Origin of the sequence: Bifidobacterium leontopitheci (assembly GCF_009193355.1) — a bacterium.
Lineage (GTDB): Bacteria > Actinomycetota > Actinomycetes > Actinomycetales > Bifidobacteriaceae > Bifidobacterium > Bifidobacterium leontopitheci.
The window spans coordinates 58,433-78,782 of sequence record NZ_WBVT01000010.1 but is presented as its reverse complement, the minus strand read 5'-3'; the positions used below and the strand labels follow the sequence as shown (position 1 = coordinate 78,782).

Sequence of the window (20,350 nt, the reverse complement as noted above, 5' to 3'; positions counted from 1 at the left end):
ACTGGAACACCAAACGACGCCAGGAACGGCTGGGGGGACTGACCCCGGAGGAATTCCGGGACACGTTCCCCACAGCCCGGTCTGGTACCCTTTAATAAACCACGTCCAACTTTTGGGGCGCAGTTCACTACGCGGGAGCCCCCGCCAGCGGGGGGCGAGAAGGAAACGCGCTCCCGCTGGCGGGAGCTGGCGAGCGAAGCGAGACTGAGGGTGGTCACACCATGAAACACCGGTGGAACCACCCCCCACCCGCTACGCGGGAGATCCCGCCAGCGGGGGCGAACAAGGAAGACGCCGCGATCCGGCGCTAGTGGCGGGTCTTGGCGGTGGCGGAGGCCATGGCGCGGCGCCGCTGGGCCTCCTTCATCTTCGGGTTCTCCGGCCCTTCCATGGGCGGCAGCTGGCATAGCCATTCGCCGACGATGCCGATCGCCATGTCGATCAGGCAGATCACCGCGGCGATGCCGCACTGGATCGCCGTCTGCGCGAAATAGTCGGCTTCGAGGTGCTCGAGGATCATGAGAATCTGCCCGCCGTACCAGCCGGCCAGTGCGGCGCCGGCGAGGCCGAGCGCCTTGGCGAGCATGAGCGTGGTGACGGCCATGTCGGGGTTGAGCGGCTTGAGCCGAGCCCGCTTGGCAGGGTCGGTGGTGGCGTACTGGTGCACCTGCAGCGCCATGACGAGCACCATGATGCCGAGCGCGAGCAGCAGCAGCGAGACGAACCAGGGCGCGCCGATGAGCGACACGCCGCTGGACTCGCTGATTTTCGCGAGCCCCGCGCCGGCGAGCAGTCCGAGCAGCAGCGCGATGACATACTGCCACCATGGGGTACGATGCATCCTCATTCGGCACCTCCCACGATCCACGTGTCCGACAGCAGGCCCACACGGTCGGCGTCGTCGGCCATGGCCAGCAGGTACGACACCGGGTCGTTGCCGAGCCGCGCGTCCGGGTCCATATCCATCCAGGGGGCGAGCACGGCGGCACGATGCCTGGCCGACGGCCACGGCACTCGGCAGTCCGGTTCGTCGCAGGTCACGCCGGGCATGTCGACCAGATCGAGGTCCACGGCACCGTCGAGCGACTCCTCGATGGTGCCGAGCGTGGCGATGAGCGTGCGCGCGTCCATGCGGCAGGTGAGCTGCACGACGGCTGCCATGGCGTCCGGTCCTTCCAGCATACCGACATGGTAGAGCGGCGAGATGCCCTCGACCTGGTTGCCGGGGATGCCTTCCAGCGAGACGATCGCCGTGCGGAACAGCGTCTCCGCGTTCGTGCTGGTGCTGTCCATCGAGATGACGGCCGTGTGGAAGGCCTGCGCGGCAGCGTCGCCGGGCGTGTGGTCAGGCTCTGCCGATTGCGAGGCGTCCGCGCGTGCGGCAGCCGGTTGCGTCACGGCGCCCGGCTGCGTCGCGGCGGTGCCGGTCTGCGCATGCGCCGCATCCGCGGCGGTGCCGGCGAGGTCGGTCTTCCCCGTCATCCAGTTCTCGCCGACGAGATGCACGTCGTCACGGTCGCCGGCCGACTGCAGCAGCCGCGAGACCGCTCCCCCATGCTTGCCGGTCAGTTCGGCGTCCGGGTCGAGCGCCAGCCATGGTGCGAGCACGAACGCGCGCTGCCATGCGCGCGGATGGGGCAATGTGAGGCCTGGGTTGTCGCTGACCGTGCCGTCGATGTCGATGATGTCAAGGTCGAGCGTGCGCGACGACCAATGCTGCTCGCGCGTGCGGCCGTGTGCGGCTTCGATGCGCTGCAGTTCGTCGAGCAGACGGCCCGCGTCGAGCATGGTGTCGAGTTCGAGCACGGCGTTGAGGAAGTCCGGCGTGCCGTCGGGCATGCCCCATGCGGCCGTGCGGTACAGCGGCGAGACGCCGGTCACCTGCGTGCCGTCGAGTCCGTCGATGTCGGCGACTGCCGCGCGCAGGGTGGCGGCCACGTCGCCCTGGTTGCCGCCGAGCGCGACGACCGCGTGGTGGATTGTGCCCTGGGCCATCACGGGGTCGCTGATGGTGCCGCTCGCCCGGTTGCCGCCGTTCGGTGCGGGCGACAGCGAGCAGCGGTCGCGTTCGATGGTGACGCTGACGTCGGCGAACGGCACGGTGATCGGCGCTTTGGGCTTGTGCACGGTGACGACGACCGACCGCACCGGGGTGAGTTCGGTGAGGATCACGTCGGCGATGCGCGCGGCGAGCCGTTCGATGAGGTCGACGTGACCGCCTTCGATCACGGACACGATCAGTTTCGCTGCCTTGCCGTAGTCGACGGTGTCGCGCAGGTCGTCGCTGCGGCCGGCGCGGGCGAGGTCAAGCGACAACGTGGCGTCCACGATGAACGGCTGCGCGCGCTGGTGTTCGTAGTCGAGCACGCCATGCGTGCCCATGGCCTGTACTCCGGTGAGGCGGATGGTGTCCATGTTGTGCTGTCCTTTGTTCGATGTGTTGTGCCGTGTTGTGTGGTGGCGGGTGGCGCTCCCCCAGTCACGGCCTTCGGCCGTGCCAGCGTCCTCCACCGAGGGGGCCGAGGTGTGGCGCGGCCGCCCCTGGCATGCGCCCCGCTTCACCGTACCTTGTTCAGCTTCGGGCGACGTAGGAACGCCAGAGGGAGCCGATCTCGATGGCGGCGCGGCTGCGCGGCACGTCGTGGACGCGAACCGCCCATGCGCCGTGTTCGGCGCACAGGGCCGAGATCGCGGCGGTGGCGTTGTCCCGGTCGTCCATGGTCGGCTCGGCGATGCCGGCGTCGGCGAGCGCCGCGGTCACGAAGCGTTTGCGCGAGGCTCCGATGAGCACCGGATAGCCGGAGTCTTCGAAGCGTTCGAGGCCGGCGAGCAGCGGCAGGTTGTGTTCGATGCCCGGCTTGGAGAAGCCCAGACCCGGGTCGATGATGATGCGTTCCGGCTTGACGCCGGCGGCGAGCACGTCGTCGACCTGATGCATGAGCTCGTCGTAGACGTCGTCGAGTACGCCGTGCTCGTAGTGCGAGGTGTCGGCGTCCGGAGCGCCGGTCTTGGCGGAGCCGGCGAGCCAGCCGCGCCAATGCTGCACGATGTACAGGCAGTCATGGTCCGCGACGACGTGTGGCAGCTCCTTGTCGAGCGTGCCGCCGGAGACGTCGTTGATGATCTGGGCGCCGTCCTCGAGCGCGGCCGCGGCGACGAGCGCGCGCGTCGTGTCGATGGAGAGCACCACGTCATCGGCGCCACGCAGCGCCTGCACCGCGCCGGTGACGCGCGCGAGCTCGTCGCCCTCCGAGACGCGCTTGGCGCCGGGGCGGGTGGATTCGGCGCCGATGTCGATGATGTCGGCGCCCGCCTTAATCATGGCGATCCCGTGTTCGCGGGCCTTCGCCGGGTCGAGCCAGAGGCCTCCGTCGGAGAACGAGTCCTCGGTGATGTTGAGCACGCCCATGAGCAGCGTGCTCGTCGTATCGTGCAATGCCTGCAGATCGGTCATGATTGATGATCCCCTTCCATGGTTCCGTTGACACTTACCGGTGACGCCGACTGCACGCCGACGTCACTTGTCAAGAATCAGGCTCATCGCCTCGGCGCGGGTGGCCGGGTTGCGCAGCAGGCCGCGTACCGCCGAGGTGACGGTCCGGGCGGACGACTTCTTGATGCCGCGCATCGACATGCACAGGTGCTCGCATTCGGTCACCACGATCACGCCGCGCGCGCCCGCGTAGTCGACGAGCGCGTCGGCGATCTGCTGGGTGAGGCGTTCCTGCACCTGCGGCCTGCGCGCGTATACTTCGACGAGCCGGGCCAGCTTGCTCAGGCCCATGACCCCGTCCTTGGCGGGGATGTAGCCGACGTGCGCCACGCCGTGGAACGGCAGCAGATGATGCTCGCACACCGAGTAGAGTTCGATGTCCTTGACGAGCACCAGCTCGTCGGTGTCCACGTCGAAATGCTTTTCGAGCACGTCGGCTGGCGAGGCGTCGAGTCCGGCGAACAGCTCGCGGCCGGCGCGCGCGATGCGGTCGGGAGTGTCGATCAGCCCCTCGCGGTCCGGGTTCTCGCCTATCGATTGCAGGAAGAGGCGAACGGCCCGCTTCACGCCTTCCTCGTCATACTTGGTCATGTCCTGTCCTTCCTCCCTAAAGTCTCTCTCGTCGCGTCGTTCCTGTTCGACCGCCGCCGATCCGGCCGCCGCAGCTCACGTCACCTTTCGCGTCGTTCGCATCGCCGGCCGAACATGCAAGTTGCGGCGTACCTTCGCGAGACACGCCGCAACCCTGTTGATTGTCAGCTCACTCGCCGGGCTTCATGCCGACGGATCGCTTGAGTGATTCCGGAATCTCCACCGGCGGGCGGTCGGAGTCCGGCCGGCGGTCGTTCGACAGCCATATCGGACGGTCCGGCGCCTTGCGGATGTTGGCGAAGATGGCGGCCAGCTCCTTTTCGTTGAGCGTCTCCTTGACGAGCAGCTGGCGTACGAGCTCGTCGAGCACGTCGCGGTTCTCGTTGATGATGTTCCACGCTTCGGTGTGCGCGGTCTCCACCATCTTGAGCACCTCGTCGTCGATGATCTCGGCGGTGCGGTTCGAATAGTTGTGCGGCGCGAGGCTGCCCAGGTCGCCGCCCTGATCCTCGTCGTCGGACCATTTGATCGCTCCGAGCTTCGAGGAGAAGCCGTACTGGGTGATCATGGTGCGCGCGATCTTCGTGGCCTTCTCGATGTCGTTCGAGGCGCCGGTGGTCGGGTCGTGGAACACGATCTCCTCGGCGGTGCGGCCGCCCATCGCGTACGCCATCTGGTCGAGCAGCTGGTTGCGCGACTGCGAGTAGCGGTCGGAGGTCGGCATGACGGCCGTGTAGCCGAGCGCGCGGCCTCGCGGCAGGATCGTCACCTTGGTGACCGGATCGGTGTAGTGCAGCGCGGCGGCGACGAGCGCATGGCCGCCCTCATGGTAGGCGGTGTTGCGCAGCTCGTCGAGGGCCATGCCCTTGGACTTGCGCTTGGGGCCCGCCTGCACGCGGTCGATGGCTTCGTCGATGGCGCGGTTGTCGATGAGCTGGGCGCCGGCGCGGGCGCACAGGAGCGCGGCCTCGTTGAGCACGTTCGCCAGGTCGGCGCCGGTGAAGCCGGGCGTGCGCACGGCGACCATGTGCAGGTCGACGTCCGGCACGAACGGCTTGCCTTTCGCGTGGACTTTCAGGATCGCCTCGCGGCCTTCGAGGTCCGGGGCCTCGACGGCCACCTGGCGGTCGAAGCGGCCCGGGCGCAGCAGTGCCGGGTCGAGCACGTCGGGACGGTTGGTCGCGGCGATGATGATGAGGTTCGTGTCGTTGTCGAAGCCGTCCATCTCGACGAGCAGCTGGTTGAGCGTCTGCTCGCGCTCGTCGTGGCCGCCGGACATGCCGGAGCCGCGCTTGCGGCCGACGGCGTCGATCTCGTCGATGAAGATGATGGCCGGGGCGTTCTTCTTCGCCTCGTCGAACAGGTCGCGCACGCGGGAGGCGCCGAGGCCGACGAACATCTCCACGAAATCGGAGCCGGCCATGGCGTAGAACGGCACGCCCGCCTCGCCTGCGATGGCGCGGGCGAGCAGCGTCTTACCGGTTCCGGGAGGGCCATACAGGAGCACGCCGCGCGGGATGCGCGCGCCAAGCGCCTTGTACTTGGACGGGTCCTTGAGGAAGTCCTTGATCTCCTCGACTTCGGCGAGCGCCTCGTCCTCGCCGGCCACGTCGGCGAACTTGGTGGTGGGCGTCTGGCCTTCGAGCAGCTTGCCGTTGTTCTTGCGGCCGCCCATGCCGAACATGCCGGCGCCGCCCATGCGGCTCATCAGGAACCAGAACACGGCGATCATGATGATGAACGGCAGGATGGAGCTGATCAGGTAGCTGATCATGCTCGTCTGCTGCATGTCGGAGGTCCAGCCCTTACTCGGGTCGGCCTTCTCGACCGCCTGCACGACCTGGCCGCCCTGGGCGAACGTGTAGTAGAACTGGACGTTCTTGCCGTAGTTCTTCTGCTTGTTCGTGTCCGGGTCGGTCTTGGTGAAGTCGCTCTTGAGTTCCAGCTGGACGAGCTGCTTGTTGTCGATGATCTTCGCGTAAGCGACGTTCTCGCCGCGCAGCAGCGCGAAGCCGTCCTTCGTGTCGATGGTCTGCGTGCCGGAGCCGACGAAGATCTGGAAGGCGATGACGACGAGCACGGCCAGCGCGGCGCCCCACAGCCACGGCGACTGCCAGAACGGACGCTTGCCGTTGTTGCCCTTGCCGTTCCTGTCGCGGTCGGGTTCGTCCGGATTGCGGCGGAACGGGTTGCCGTTCGGCCGGTTGTCATTGCCCCTCGGCGGCATCTGCTGGGGGCCTTGCGGGTAACTCATGCCTGATTATCTCCTTGATACACTTCGGGCTTCAGCACGGCGATCGAGTCGAGGTTGCGGAACCGCTCGTCGTAGTCGAGTCCGAACCCGACCACAAACTCGTCGGGAATCTCGTAGCCGTGGTATTTCACGTCGACATCCACCTCACGCCGCGCCGGCTTCTCCAGCAGCGCGAAGATCTCCACGGAGGCGGCGCCGCGGCGCTTGAGCTCGTCGACCAGCCATGCCAAGGTCCTGCCTGAATCGATGATATCCTCCACGATCAGAATGTGCCGTCCGCGAACATCGGTGGACAGGTCCTGCCGGATGGTGACGGTGCCGCTGGACTCGGTGCCCGACCCGTAGCTGGACAGGCTCATGAAGTCCAGCTGGACGGGGATGCTCAATGCCTGGGAGAATGCGGCGATGGTGTTGACCGCCCCTTTGAGCACGGCGATCAGCAGCGGATTCTTGCCCCGATAATCCTCGCTTGCCTGTGCCGCGACCTCACGGATCTTGCTTGCGATCCCGGCCTTGGAGATGAGCTCATGGTCGATTTCGTCTTGAACGTCAGCGATTTGCATGGTGACTATCTTGGCACACGCGAATGACGTGTTTCCGACGAAACGCTGAGCATCCGCTGGGAAGATTCACAGGTCCCTGGCCATGCCAGTGCACGATCAGCCGGTCGATGGCGTCGATCTGCGCCGACGATGCGGCGACGCCCGCGCCGGCGAGCGCGTGGGCGAGCGCGCGCAGCCGGATCGCCGGATGCTCATGCTCCAGTGCGCGCACGTCGAGCCTCAACAGGTCGCCCTGTGGGTCGAGTCTCGCCGCGGCCATCGCACGGTCGGCCTGCATGTCGAGGTAATCCTTGTCGAGGCGCACCAGCCGTGAGCCGCGCGCGAGGTGGGTGACGACATCGCCGCCGGCGAACATCTCCATGAACGGAATCAGCTCGTGGCGAACGCGCGAGCGCAACGGCAGCGCGCGGGCGGCGTCAGCAGCAGCGTCGGCCGCCTCCCCTGGCATGTCCCCACCGGCGATGTCCACGCCAGCGATGTCCTCACCGGCCGCAACGTCCCCGTTGGTCGGGTCGTCCCACCACGTCAATCCCAAATCCTCGCAGATGCCGGTGGTGTCCGCGCGCGAAAGGTCGAGCAGCGGCCGGGCGAAACGCACGCCGTCGCGCTCGAACTCGCCGGGCATGCCGGCGAGCGCGTCCACTCCGGCCGAACGCAGCAGGCCGAGCAGCACGGTCTCCGCTTGGTCGTCGCGCGTGTGGGCGAGCAGCACCACGGCGGCACCGGTCTCCCGGGCGACCTTGCAGACGGCCGCATACCGGGCGTCGCGGGCCGCCGACTCGGTGCCGCGGCCGTCATGCACGACCTGCACCCGGCGCACGACGACAGGATCGAGCCGTAGCGCACGGCACCGCTCGGCGGCGTCGGCGGCCACGGTGTCGGAGCCGGATTGCAAGCCGTGGTCGACGATTACGGCGCCGCATCGCAAGCCCAGCGACGCGCACACGGTTGCCGCGACAGCGGCCAGCGCCATCGAATCGCGGCCTCCCGAGCAGGCGACCAGCACGAGCGGCGCGTCGGCGGCGGTCTCATGCTCGCCGTGCCGCGCGAAGTCGGCCGACTGACGGCCCAGCCCCAGCGACTCCAGCGTCGCGCGCACCTGGCCGACGGCCTTGCGCAACCGCGCCGTGTATACCATGCGTCCCGCTCCTTGCTTGTTGTCCGATGTTCAGCGTCCGTCCCGACCGTCGTTCGATCACTGACGTCCACACCTCGCCTGTCGCCCGATCACCGTCACGCGGTCCGTATTATCGTCACTCTGCTCGCCCTTGCAGAGTGACACTGTGTGCCGCGGTATGCCGCAACTGCGGCACGACGCAGCGTCGCAACGTTGCGTCACGACGCAGCCCCGCTCACAGCTCGACGAGTTTCGCAGCCATGTCGTTGACGGCCTGCACGGCCGACCAGTAGTTCTCCGGGTCGTTGACGATCACCGCAAACGCAAGCACGCCGCCGCCCCGCCGCGACACATTGCCGGTGAGCGAGGTCACCTGGTCGAGGCTGCCGGTCTTGACGCGGTACAGGCCGTCGTCGCGGCCGGCGACGATCCGGTTGCGCGCGGTGCCGACCAGTCCGGGAATCGACAGGCCTTCCGCGGCGGCGGTCGCGGAGCCTGCCGTGAGGTTGCGCGCCTGGATCTGGACGAGCGTCTTCACGGTGAGCTTCGAGCCGGGCGACAGCCCCGAACAGTCGGCCATCACCAGGCCGTTCGTGTCGATGCCCTGCTCCTTGAGCGTCTCCTCGACCGCCTTGACGTCGCCGGCGATCGAGTTGGCCGCGCCGCTGCCGCCGCGCTTCAGGTCGGTGAGCCGGCCGAACAGCTGGGCGAGCGTGTTGTCGGAGTGGCGCAGCATGAACGCCATGACCTCGCTCAGCGGCGCCGACGACACCGACGCGATGGCCGACATGCCTTCGGGCGCCTTGCCGGCGCTCGGACCGGATTCGACGGTGATGCCGCGTTCCGTGAGCCGTTTCGCGAACGTGGCCGCCGCATCGGCCGCCGTCTGCGTGGAGAGCGTCGGGTATTGGCTGGAGTCGTCGGGGTCGCTCGGCTTGGTCAGCTCGCCCCATTGCCGGCCGCCGTCCACCGCCATGGTGGAGATGGCCGTATAGTACCGGTGTTCGGCGTTGTTCTGGTTGATGTGCGCCGGCGTGCGGTCGCTGCCGAACAGCGTGTCGTCGTACAGCAGCCGGATGCGTGTGATGCCGCGGTCCTTGAGCGCCTGCACGGTCTGGGCGGCCAGTGTGCCGAGACCGGCGCGGCCGTTGATATGGTCGGGGTCGCTCTCGCCGGCGGAGAGCAGCATGTCGCCGCCGCCTTGCAGCACGACGGTCTTGCCGCCGTCCGCGGCCTGCACCAGGTACGTCTTGGTGTCGAGCGTGGAGCTCATGTCGAGCGTGGAGGCGGCGGCGAACGCGGTGAGCGTTTTCATCGTGGAGGCAGGCTGCCGCGCGGTCGACGCCTCATGCTGGGCGACGATGATGCCGTCCGCTGCCGTGATCGCCAACGAGAACGCGTTGCCGACGCCTTCGCTGGAACCGAATTCGTCGATGATCTTCTTCGCGGCGGCCGCGTCGATCGGCTTGTCGTCGCCGAGATCGGCCGCGACCGTGCCACCGGCGAGCGGATGCTGCGGATCGGCGATCGTGGCGTGGTGCACCTGCCGCAACGTGAGCACGCCCGGCAACACGTCGTAGATGTCCGCCATCAGATAGCCGATCATGAGCGCGGCCGTGACCAACGCGGAGACGAGCACGGTGATCAGACGACGGACGCTCAGCTGTCGAGACGTGCGATGCCGTGCCACGGGGTGCTCCTTTTATCTATCGGTCATGACTGTCATACACGCCGCACAGGCCGGAGCGTCATGCGCCGGTCAGCGTTGCAGCGACGCGAACGAGTCGAGCGTCCTGACGATGTCGATCGCACGCGCATCCACCAGCTTACCGCCAAGCCATGTACCAAGCCACAGCGCGACCGCCCCGTTGGCCAGTGCGACGGGGATGAGCAGCCAATACCACTCAAGAAACACGTGCGCGGCCAGCAGGCCGACCGCCACGCCGCCGGTAGGCAGCATGAGCAGGAAGCCGCCGAACAGGTACACGAACGGGAAGAACCCCTGGGCGAGCGCACGGCCCTGCGGCGCCGAGAACGGCTTGTCGAGCGAGGCGACCGGGTACATGAGCGTGCATGAGGTGACCTGCGCGATGCCGAGCGCACTGCAGCCGACGCCGAGCGCCACCGCCAGCATCACCGCGCCGACCAGCAGCGCGTCGGGCCGCCGCCAGTCGCCGGTGATGAGCACGATCGCCACGGACAGCATCAGCAGATAGCCGACGATGATCGCCAGATACACGCGCACGCGGCCCGCACGGTCGGAGAAGCCGCGCACGCCGGCGAGCACCTCCATGGTGAAGCCGGGGCCATCGTATGCCAGCCCGTTGCTTTCGGCGATGCTCATCATCCAGGCCGACCAGATGAGCGTCTGCCAGACCATGCCGCTTTCGCCGTGCGCCTGCAGGGAGAACATCACCAGGAAGATCACCGGCATGACGAACAGCATCGCCTGCCGCGGGTCGCGCCTCAGGTAAGTGAGCAGGCGTGCCGAAACCGCGCCGGAGACGCTGTCCGGCATCCAGCCGAACGCGCCGACGCCTTTGACGGTGACCGCCGCGCTCGCCGCACCGGCGGTCAGCCGATCGTGACGCAGGCACCACACGCACAAAAGGAAGCACACCGTGCAGGTGACCGCCAGCAGCACCAGCCGCGCCGCGAACATCACCCAATCGCCGGTGGCAACGTCGAACGGCAGCTGGAACGCGGCGCCGAACGGCGTCCACGAAAGCACGGTGGCGAACCGGCCGGCCGCCGCGCCTCGCATGGCCGACGAGTCCTGGGCAAGGTCGGACGTGTTGACGAACAGGTTCGGCAGCTGGCAGATGACGATGAACAGCAGCAGTACGACCGCGTAGAACGTGTTCTTGCCGCGGCGCGACCTCACCAGCGAAGTGGACAGCGAAATCAGCAGACGCGCGACGCTCACGGTCGTGACGATGGCGAGCACGGCGGCGAGGACGCCGTTGACGACCGCCGCCACGCCCATGCCGCGGTAGGCGAGCGACCAGAGCGCAAACGCGAGCAGGCCGCAGATCGAGGGGATGCCGGTCAGCGTGGCGAGCAACAGGCCGGAGTGGAGCTTGCGGTCGGGTATGCCGTAGAGCGCAAACCGGGCGGGGCTCATCGTGGTGCCTTCGCCGATCATCATGAGCTGGATGAACGCGGCCATGGCGGTGATCATCGTGCCGAGCGTGACCGTGGTGATGCGCACGAACCCGTAGTTCGCGTCCAGCACGCCCGGTCCGGACGGGTGGAACGCCGGCAGGTCGCCGACGAACCATGCGGCGGGGCCGGTGCCGGCGACGGCCAGGACCGCGATCAGCAGGCCGAGGATGAAGCCGACCATCTGCCAGGGCGAGCGGCGCACGGTGGCGAGGGTGAGCGTCCAGCGCAGGCGGACGAGCAGCAGGGCGGTGTTGGTCATGATCGCGGCCCCTGCGGCTGCTGGGGTGCCGGCTGTTGCTGCGCCGGTTGCGGTGGCACCGTCGGCTGCGGCTGCTGCACCGTCGGCTGCGGCTGCTGCACTGTCTGCGGCACCGGCTGCGGCGTGACCGTCTCGGAGCCGCCATCCAGCCATGCGATGTGCGCGGCCGCGTGACGTCCACCGACCAGCTGAAGGAAGCGTTCCTCAAGATCCTGGCCTGCAGCCACCTGTTCGATGGTGCCGGCCGCACGCACCTGTCCGGCGCTGATGACGGCCACATGCGTGCACATGCGCTCCACGAGCGCCATCACATGCGACGAGATGATGACCGTGCCGCCGGTGGAGGCGTATTCGATGAGCAGGTCCTTGAGGTTCGCGCTCGAGACCGGGTCGACCGACTCGAACGGCTCGTCGAGCACGAGGATGCGCGGGCTGTGGATCATCGCGGAGGCGAGGCAGATCTTCTTGGTCATGCCGGCCGAATAGTCGGCGACCATGGTGTTCGCCGCCTGCACGAGGTCGAAGGCCGACAGCAGGTCGCGGGCGCGCTGCGTGGCGACGTCGCGTTTCATGCCGCGCAGCATGCCGGCGTAAAGCAGCAGCTGCATGCCGGTGAGCCGGTCGAAGATCTGCGTGGGCTGCGGCATCACGCCGATGGCATGCTTGGCGGCGTTCACGTCGCTCCACACGTCACGACCGAGGATCATGGCCGTGCCGCCGTCCGGCACGAGCAGGCCGGTGAGCATGTTGAGCGTGGTGGTCTTGCCGGCGCCGTTCGGGCCGACCAGGCCGTAGAAGGAGCCTGCGGGGATGTCGAGCGACAGCCCGTCGACGGCGGTCTTGCCGCCGAACCGCTTGACGAGCCCGCGGATGGACACGGCCATGCGCGGATCGGGCGGGGTCGCCTGCGGGACGGATTGCGGAATCGGTTGCGGCAGAACGGGTGAGGCCGCCTGCGACGTCAGCGCTGATGTGTCAGGCTGGATTACGGATTGCGGCACGGCCGGCTGCTGCATCGGCGCATGTGCTTGCGCCGGCAGCGGGACTTGCACTGGCTGCGGCGCCGGCTGCGGGTTGAAGGGATTCGGCTTCGCCGGCTGCGGCAATGCGGCGTGCGGCTGGTGGTCGTCTGTACTCATGACTCCACCATACATCGTGAAACCTTTCATTCCCATCGGATACGTTCGGCCGCGCGATTCGTAACGGACCGTACTCGTAGAGCCACCCCGAGTACGCTCCGTCAATTATTCCCAACCGAACGTACTCGTGGAAACGCTCCGAGTACGGTCCGTTGAGAGAAACATGACCGAACGTACCCAAAACGAACCGACCGAGTACGGTCGGTCATGTTTCTCGTAACGGACCGTACTCGTAGAACCACCCCGAGTACGCTCCGTCAAAAAAACACAACCGAACGTACCCAAACCGACCATCCCGAGTACGTTCCGTCAAATACTCCCAACCGAACGTACTCGTAGCAACGCCCCGAGTACGGTCCGTCGAGAGGAACATGACGAAACGTACTCCGACGAACTGCCCGAGTACGTTCCGTCAATTTCCCCCGACCGAACGGCAGCGCCGCGCACCGACTGTCAGCGGTTCTTGAAGAACGCGAACAGCTGTCGTTCCTTCACCATCGCGGCGCCCGCGCCGGCACCCACCAACACACCGGCCAAGGTCGCCACGCCGATCCGGGCCATCGCCACCCATACGGCAACGCTGTCGGCCGGCGGGAACATCCACGGCACGGCGACGGCGAGCGCGCAGCCGCACAGCAACACGGCGCAGCACGTCCAGGCCGCCGCTTCGACCAGCATCTGCGCGACCAGCGCCGGCTTGGGCACGCCGCAATGCAGCGCGGACGCCAGTTCCAACCGCCTCATCATCACCGACGCGAGGCCCAATGCCAGGCCGGCCGCCAGCATGACCAGCGGCGCGAACCGGGTCATGCGCGCGTCGAACATGCTACGGGAGTCGAGCGAGACGCCCATCGACACGTTGAGCTGCGTGACGGACGGCTGCCGTTGGGAGTCGGCGCGTATGGTGCCCCGGACCACGGTCAGCATCAGCGATTCGATGTCGTCGGGGACCGGCCACGCGCGAACCCAGCACTGGTCGAAGGCCGCGGAAGGCGCCGCCGGAGCCAGCGCACTGTAGGAGAATCCGCTTTGCCGTCCGTCGTCAGGATAGTCGAACACGCCGCTCACCCACACGTCCCCGCCACCGACCAGCGCGGCGTCGGCACCACGAGACACGCCCATGGACCGCGCAGCCTCGCGCGACAGCAGCACGCCGCCGTCGTCCGCCGGCGCAGGCCGTACGGTGAAGGAATTACCGGAAAGGAACAGCGACTCCGCACCCCGACTGATGTCGGTGAGCGGCACGCCGGTGGACGGCAACACGGAGAACGTGAGCTTGCGGTCGGTCAGCCGCAGTGCCCCTGCCGCCTGCACACCGCGCGTGCCGGCGAGCGCGTCGCAGGCGGCCGCGTCGACATGGCCGCTCGCCTCGAGCACATACGTGGAGCCGCCTGCGCGGACGTAGCGTTCAACCTGGCCGGACAGCGTGCGCATGGTCGCGAGGTCGGCCGCGCAGGCGAGGGCAAGCAGCAGCGTCAGCAGCGCGGCAAGCAACGCGGTGCGGCTTGCGCCGGTGGCGAGGTTGCGTCCGGCTTCCGACAGGACGCCGCGCAACCGCATGCATCCGGGCGGGGAGACGAAACCCGGCTTGGGTGAGCCGCCGTCAGTGACATCATCCAAGAGGCGGTCGCCTGCAACCATGTCGCCGTCATGGTCGTTTTCGATGTCGCCGTCGCCATCGCGGCCGCCGTCAGTGTGATGCCATGTGGTCTGCGTCGTCATCGCCGGTCACCGTTCCTTTCGCCATCGCCGACCGCCGCGCCGACAACGTAGTCCGCAGCACTGTCCTGCATTGCACCGGCTGGCGCTGCGCTGTCCGCCGCGGCATCCGCATCCTGAAAGTCCCGCAGGTCGATCACGTCCGTGCAGGCTTCGCGCGTGTTCCGGTCGTGGGTCGCCACGACCACGATCGCGCCGGACAGCGAGAGCGCACGCAGCCGTTCATTCACCGTGACCGCCGTGCGCAGGTCCAGCTGCGCGGTCGGCTCGTCGACCAGCAGCAGCCCCGCGTGCGAGGCGACGCCGCGTGCCAGCATGAGCCGTTGCGCCTCGCCGCCGGACAGGTCGCGGAACGGCTTGGCGGCCACCTTGCGTAGGCCGAACACGTCAATCAGCTTCATGGCGTGGGCCGTGGCGTCCTGCCGCGACTCGCCGCGGGCGATGAACGGCAACGCCACATGGTCGACGGCGGCGCGTCGCGCCACTCCATGCGGATTCTGCATGATCCAGCCCACACGGCCGCACCGGTCGCGCCGCACCTCGCCTTCCGTGGGCGTGACCCATCCGGCGATGATCGACAGCAGCGTCGACTTGCCTGAGCCGGATGGTCCCACGAGCGCGTAGACATGCCGGGGATGCAGGTCGACGGTGACGTGGCGGAACAGGAAGTCCTGCCTCGCCGGGTCGAACGTGTGGCCCACGTCGTGCAAGGTCACGCTGGCTTCCATAATCGTCCCCTTCCCCGTTGCCGAATCACCGCGATGCCGACGCGTTTGCGGCGCAGGACGCCGAGCTGCGCGGCGGCACGTCGACGGAGCGGAACGTGGAGCCGTCGCGCGTGCTGACCATGCTGCGGCCGAGCTGCGAGGCGACGATGGTGACGCCTCGCGGCTTGCCGGCGACGGTCACGCAGGCGGTCGTGTCGGTCACGTCGTACAGGGCGGACGGCGGCACCGACATGGTGCTCACCGGTTTGGTCAGACGCCATGGGTACGTGACCGTCACGGTGGTGGCGTCGGATGCGGGCGCAGCGGTCTGGGTGCCGGATGCGGCTGCTCCATTCGCCTGACTGTGCTGTGCGCCCGTGGCGGATGCTTCGGCGAATTCGGCGCTTGCAGGGATCGCCGCGAGCGCCTTCGCGTCGGTGATCTGCTTGGCGCCGTTCGCGACAGGGAATTGGACGCCTGCGATGGTCATGATCCGGTCGCCTGCGGCGGCGTTGGCGTCCGGCTGGATGGCGGCGGCGGTGACGACCGGTTTGGTGGAGAACAGCTCCTGACCGGGGGTCACGGTCTGTCCTACGCGTGCGAGGCATTGCGATGACGTTGCCGATGCCGCCGGCAGCCAGACGATCGCCGCGGGGTCGATGGTCCAGCCGGCGGCGGCTGTCAGTTCGGGTGCGTTGACGGTGTGGGCGAGCGCATTGTAGGCGGCGATGGTGTCCCACGTGACGGCATTGCCTTGCGGCGCCTGGTAGCCGAGCCGGCGCAGCTCGGTGTTCAACGCGGCCACGTCGTCGCCGCGCGTGTTGGGGGTCAGGGTTCTGAACGGCGGCACGGTGGTCGCGAGCGCAATCTTCGGCATCAGGTCGATGCTGATCGGGGCCGTGCCGGAATTGATCGCGCTGCCCGGCGTGCATGAGAGTGAGGTGATGGTGCCGGAGACCGGCGAGGTGATGGTCTGGGATGCGGATGAGGTGACGCGCAGGGTCACATCGCGTTCGTCATCGAACGAGGAGACCGGGACGGATACGGTTTTCGGCTGCGTGGAGGACACCATCGTCCCCGGCACCGGCGGCCTTGCCAGCAGGAATCCGCCTACCGCACCGACCGCCAGCAGCATGGCGGCAAGTAGGACTCCCACGGATTTCGCGACACGCGGCCGGGCGGCCGAGTCCGCTTCCCCACTGCGGTTTCGAGAGGATTTCGCGCGTCTACGCAACGGCGCTATTGTCCCCGGCATGCCGTTCCCCCGGCTCAATTTGCCCCCCCGGATACTGAAGCGACTACGTTGTTTCTTGTCCGCCATGACTACTCCCCGCTGAATTGATACGTTTTACTGTACCACGGGACGATGATAGACTAAGCGCACAGGTACAGGGCTGTACGGTACCTCGCAAGAGCGGCGAGAGCGGAAGCACAGAACGATACGGCGTCTTAGACGTCTGCGCCGGATGATCGTCAACGTCCGGCATCGTTCACGGTAAGCAGCAGAACAATGATGTAAGGAGCACCCATGTCATCAATCGGTCATCCATGGCGGCGGATGTTGTGCACACTGCTGTGCGGTGCCGTCGTGACGCTTGCCGCGTCATGCGGCACCGCCGCCTCCACGAACAGTGACAGCCAGAAGAAGCACGTCACATGGGCGCAGCAGATCAAGCAGGACGCCAAAAAGGCCAAGACCAGCCTCGGCAAAGGCATTCTCAAGGACGGCGACATCACTGCGGCCGAATTCTCCGAATTCACCTCCGCCTATGACGCGTGTCTCAAGAAGCACAACATGACCGTGTCGTTCGACTCCAAAGGCGAAAGCTACACCGACCTGGGCAACACGCTGACCAAGGAGGAGGGCGACGCCATCATCGATCAGTGCCGCACGCAAACGGACTATATGCTCATCGTGCCCACCTACCAGCAGATGCAGTGGAACCCGGATAATCGGGATGGCGTCGAGATGGTCGTCGAATGCCTGAAGAAGCACAAGCTGGTCGACCAGTCGCTCACCCGTCAGGATTACATCGACATCATCACCGATGAGAGCCGCAACGCCAAGGAATTCGGCAAGTACGAGGACCCGTCGAACGCCTCGTACGACCAGCAGAAGGCCGCGCAATACACCGCATGCCAGACGCATGAGAGCTGAGGCGCGTTTCACGCGATACCGTGTTTTTCTGCGACCTACAGCCGCGGGGTCGCTCCCCCAGTCAGCCTACGGCTGCCAGCCCCCTCCACCGAGGAGGCCGAGCGGCGCCAGTCGCGTAGCGGGATATTCCATCGCCGGCTTCACGGTTGAGCACATCGAAACCAGCAGAACTCTCGCCACGCGACCGGCATTTCTCGGCCCCCTCGGTGGAGGGGGCTGGCACGGCCGCAGGCCGTGACTGGGGGAGCGTCCCTCGATTGTCACGCTTGACCTGCATCATCCGATTTCGGAGGAAGCCAAGAACAAGGCCGTCAGCCTTTGTGGACGATGGGCTTCCACTGGGCTTTGGAGAAGATCGCCTGGAATGAGATCGGCACGTAGCTGAGCATGTAGATCGGGAAACTGAGCACGTAGGCGAACAGCTCTTTATTGGTGGCGCCGATGTGGTCGCGTTCGGCCACGACCGTGATCGCGGCGATCACCATCATCGTCAGCACGGTCGTCACGATGCCGGACAGCCATCCTGACACGGAAGTCAGCTGGCTCGGCCACGTCACGAAACCGAACGCGGCGAACAGCAGACCCAACGCGATCCTGATCATGCCGAGTAGCGTGAACGGACACAGCAGCAGCGTGAAGTCCACGGACGAGAAGTCACGCTCGCGCACCGCACGCTTGACGAGCGCCATGCCGTAATACCGGAACACCTGCAGGAACCCCTTGCTCCAGCGCAGCCGCTGCCGCCAGCTCTGCCGGAACGTGACCGGCTGCTCGTCGTACAGCACCGCCGTGCCGCAGTAGCCGATGCGGTCGCCGTGCAGAATCGAGTCCATGGTGAACTCCAGATCCTCGGTGAGCAGATGGAACTTCCAGCCCTTGTTGCGTTTCATCACCTCGCGCGAGAACATGAAGCCGGTGCCGCCCACATGGCAGCTGGAGCCGAGGATCATGCGCGAGTTGTTGAGGAACCGCGACTCGCGGATGAACCACAGCGCCGAACCGGACGACACCCAGTTGTCGGCGAGGTTCACCGAATTGCGGTAGCTGGTCAGGATGCGGAAGCCGGACTGGAACGCCTTGTTCATCTCCTCGACGTAATGCGGGTCGAGCTTGTTGTCCGCGTCGAACACGAAATAGGCGTCGTAGTCGTCGGCCACGCCCGTGTCGATCATGTGGCCGAGCAGGTACGTGAGTGCATACCCCTTGCCGATCTGCTCGAGGTTGTGCCGTTCGACCACATGGCAGCCGAGGTCGCGGGCGACTTTCGCGGTGTCGTCGGTGCAATTGTCGGCGACGAGCCAGATGTCGATGAGCCGGCTCGGGTAGGTCTGCGAGTGCAGGCAGTGGATGAGGTTGCCGATGACGTCCTGCTCATTGCGGGCGGAGATGAGCACGGCGTACCGTTTGTCCATCGGCGCGTCCGGGAAGCGCACCGGCTTGGAGAACAGCGACATGATGATGTAGAACGCCTGGTAGACGACGCTCGCGCCGCCGAGGATCATCATGGCGATGTCGAGGATTGTGAGCAGTACCATCAGCGCCACCTGCTTCTCGGGTTGTCGGGTGCCGGCTTGCGGGGTGCCGGCTTGCTGTCGTCGGCGGTCGCGGAGTCGGTCGTCGGCTTGGCGGCGGCCGTCTCGCGAGCGGTTTCGCCGTCCGCCGCGGACGTTGTCTTATGTGCAGACGTCGTCTCATCTGCGGACATCGTCCGGCCGTCCGGTTCCGGCTCGTCGGCGACGCCGCTCAGGTGAGCGGTACCGGCGCTGCCATGGCCGTCGTGACGATGCCGGCGTGCGGCGAGCGCGGACGACTTCGCGTTGCGGGAGAGCACGTCCTTGGGGATGGCGACCGTGGTCGACTCCTCGATGTCGATGCCGTTCGGCTCGTCGATCTCGTAGATCTCGTCGCGCAGCTGCCGCAGCTCGTCGCTGATCGGCACGTAACGGCTCGCACCCTTGACCGTGCGCGGCATGTGGTCGCTCACCGGCTTGATGACATGCTCGCTGAACGCCTCGGCGCTCTCGACCACCTTCGACTTCTTCACCGGCACCGGGTCGCTCATCAGCGGCGACTCCACCAGCTCGTAGCGCTTCGTGTACACCTTGAAGATGGCCTGCAGGCTGGCGGTCACCGGCAGCGCGAGGAATGCGCCGAGCGCGCCGAACACGGCGCCCATGACCAGCACCGCAAGGAAGGCGATGCACGGGTTCAGGTCCATGGTCCGCTGCGAGATCTTCGGCGAGAGGATCAGGTTCTCGACCTGCTGGTAGACGATGATGAACACGAGCACGCCGGCCGCATACCAGATGCCGTTCGACCCCCACGCGAACAGGACGGGCAGCGCGCCGCCGATGTACGTGCCGACCGTGGGGATGAACTGCGAGACGATGCCGCAGAACAGCGCGAGCGGCAGCACGTACGGCACGTGGATGATCTCCAGGAAGATGCCGGTGCACAGCGCGTTGATGGCGGCGAGGATCGACCGGGAGAACAGGAATCCGGAGATCTGCTCCTGGGCGACCGTCCAGCCGAGCAGGAAGCGACGCTGCGTGTTCGGGCCGAGCCACTGGCACAGGCTGCGTCGCATCTTCGGGCCCGCCGCGGAGATGTAGTAGGTGACCATCATGACGGTGAGCAGGTCGAGCAGGAAGTTGAACACGCCCATCGTGGTGGTCAGCGCCTGGTTCGCGAGTCCCGCGCCCGAGGTCTGCAGGTACTTCATGAGTTCGGAGCCGAGGCTTTCGATGCGCGGCATGTCGACCGAGAAGTTCTCCTTGACGGCCTCGACGATCTGCGTGTACAGCGTCGGCAGGCCGCTGACCATGGAGATCAGCTGCTGCACGAACATGTTGCCGAACAGTGCGAGCAACGCGACGATGATGATCACCAGGCCGATCAGGCACACCGCGGAGGCGACGCCGCGCTTCCAGCCGTGGCGTACCAGCGAGAGCACCAGCGGTTCGACGGCGAGCGCGATGAACATGGAGATGACGACGTCCAGCACGATCGTGGAGACCTTGCCCCACGACTGCCACACGAAGTACGCTCCGTACACCGCGATCACCGCATACAGCAGCGCGCGTCCCCACCAGTCCGGCGGGCGCCGGGGGTCGCCCTTCGCGGGGAACACCGACGCCAGATCAAGTTTGCGATCATCCGTTTCGCTCATGATTCCCCATTGTAAC

16 protein-coding genes are annotated in these 20,350 nt (G+C 66.8%); 1 reads left to right on the top strand and 15 read right to left on the bottom strand.

The annotated features are described in order from the left end of the window. Positions 1-307: 307 nt before the first annotated feature. The 13 genes from F7D09_RS04990 to F7D09_RS04930 all read right to left on the bottom strand — a co-directional run bounded on the left by F7D09_RS04990 (position 308) and on the right by F7D09_RS04930 (position 16,163). Positions 308-847, bottom strand: a complete 540-nt coding sequence (locus tag F7D09_RS04990) for a DUF3180 domain-containing protein (protein ID WP_152234309.1) — start codon at positions 845-847, stop codon at positions 308-310. Continuing rightward, entirely contained in the window at positions 844-2,415 is a 1,572-nt protein-coding gene (gene folK / locus F7D09_RS04985; protein WP_152234308.1) for a 2-amino-4-hydroxy-6-hydroxymethyldihydropteridine diphosphokinase, read from the bottom strand. Before folK ends, F7D09_RS04990 begins: the two co-directional genes overlap by 4 nt. A gap of 157 nt (positions 2,416-2,572) precedes the next feature. After that, positions 2,573-3,454: a dihydropteroate synthase gene (gene folP, locus F7D09_RS04980; protein ID WP_152234307.1), complete on the bottom strand. Its 882-nt coding sequence runs from the start codon at positions 3,452-3,454 to the stop codon at positions 2,573-2,575. Between the two features lie 63 nt (positions 3,455-3,517). Continuing rightward, on the bottom strand, positions 3,518-4,084 hold the full coding sequence (gene folE / locus F7D09_RS04975; protein ID WP_152234306.1) for a GTP cyclohydrolase I FolE: 567 nt from the start codon (positions 4,082-4,084) through the stop codon (positions 3,518-3,520). Positions 4,085-4,253: 169 nt separating this feature from the next. Next, positions 4,254-6,338 (bottom strand): ATP-dependent zinc metalloprotease FtsH, encoded by a 2,085-nt coding sequence (gene ftsH, locus F7D09_RS04970; protein WP_152234305.1) that lies wholly within the window; start codon positions 6,336-6,338, stop codon positions 4,254-4,256. Then, positions 6,335-6,901 carry a hypoxanthine phosphoribosyltransferase gene (hpt, locus tag F7D09_RS04965; protein WP_152234304.1) on the bottom strand — a complete coding sequence of 189 codons (567 nt, stop codon included), beginning with the start codon at positions 6,899-6,901 and terminating at the stop codon, positions 6,335-6,337. The genes ftsH and hpt overlap by 4 nt, the downstream gene beginning before the upstream one ends. After that, the gene (tilS, locus tag F7D09_RS04960) at positions 6,888-8,039 is read right to left on the bottom strand and encodes a tRNA lysidine(34) synthetase TilS (RefSeq protein WP_152234303.1); all 1,152 of its coding nucleotides are present in this window, start codon (positions 8,037-8,039) and stop codon (positions 6,888-6,890) included. Before tilS ends, hpt begins: the two co-directional genes overlap by 14 nt. A gap of 214 nt (positions 8,040-8,253) precedes the next feature. Then, complete coding sequence (locus F7D09_RS04955) at positions 8,254-9,708, bottom strand: D-alanyl-D-alanine carboxypeptidase/D-alanyl-D-alanine-endopeptidase (protein ID WP_226835970.1); 1,455 nt, start codon at positions 9,706-9,708, stop codon at positions 8,254-8,256. A 69-nt stretch (positions 9,709-9,777) separates the two neighbouring features. Then, positions 9,778-11,442: an ABC transporter permease gene (locus F7D09_RS04950; protein WP_152234302.1), complete on the bottom strand. Its 1,665-nt coding sequence runs from the start codon at positions 11,440-11,442 to the stop codon at positions 9,778-9,780. Then, positions 11,439-12,326, bottom strand: coding sequence for an ABC transporter ATP-binding protein (locus F7D09_RS04945; RefSeq protein WP_376863188.1), 888 nt, complete (start codon positions 12,324-12,326; stop codon positions 11,439-11,441). The genes F7D09_RS04950 and F7D09_RS04945 overlap by 4 nt, the downstream gene beginning before the upstream one ends. Positions 12,327-13,034: 708 nt before the next feature. Continuing rightward, positions 13,035-14,303 (bottom strand): hypothetical protein, encoded by a 1,269-nt coding sequence (locus tag F7D09_RS04940; protein WP_152234301.1) that lies wholly within the window; start codon positions 14,301-14,303, stop codon positions 13,035-13,037. Further along, positions 14,300-15,028 carry an ATP-binding cassette domain-containing protein gene (locus F7D09_RS04935; RefSeq protein WP_152234300.1) on the bottom strand — a complete coding sequence of 243 codons (729 nt, stop codon included), beginning with the start codon at positions 15,026-15,028 and terminating at the stop codon, positions 14,300-14,302. The genes F7D09_RS04940 and F7D09_RS04935 overlap by 4 nt, the downstream gene beginning before the upstream one ends. A 25-nt stretch (positions 15,029-15,053) precedes the next feature. Further along, entirely contained in the window at positions 15,054-16,163 is a 1,110-nt protein-coding gene (locus tag F7D09_RS04930; RefSeq protein WP_152234299.1) for a hypothetical protein, read from the bottom strand. 372 nt (positions 16,164-16,535) lie between these two features. Here F7D09_RS04930 and F7D09_RS04925 point away from each other — a divergent pair, with 372 nt between their 5' ends. Beyond that, a complete protein-coding gene (locus F7D09_RS04925) occupies positions 16,536-17,165 on the top strand; it encodes a hypothetical protein (RefSeq protein WP_152234298.1) in 630 nt (209 codons plus the stop codon). Positions 17,166-17,476: 311 nt separating this feature from the next. On the opposite strand, the gene F7D09_RS04920 is transcribed toward F7D09_RS04925, so the two are convergent. Both F7D09_RS04920 and F7D09_RS04915 read right to left on the bottom strand, forming a co-directional pair. Continuing rightward, positions 17,477-18,700, bottom strand: a complete 1,224-nt coding sequence (locus F7D09_RS04920; protein ID WP_152234297.1) for a glycosyltransferase family 2 protein — start codon at positions 18,698-18,700, stop codon at positions 17,477-17,479. Continuing rightward, entirely contained in the window at positions 18,700-20,334 is a 1,635-nt protein-coding gene (locus tag F7D09_RS04915) for an AI-2E family transporter (RefSeq protein ID WP_226835968.1), read from the bottom strand. The genes F7D09_RS04920 and F7D09_RS04915 overlap by 1 nt, the downstream gene beginning before the upstream one ends. Between the last annotated feature and the right edge of the window lie 16 nt (positions 20,335-20,350).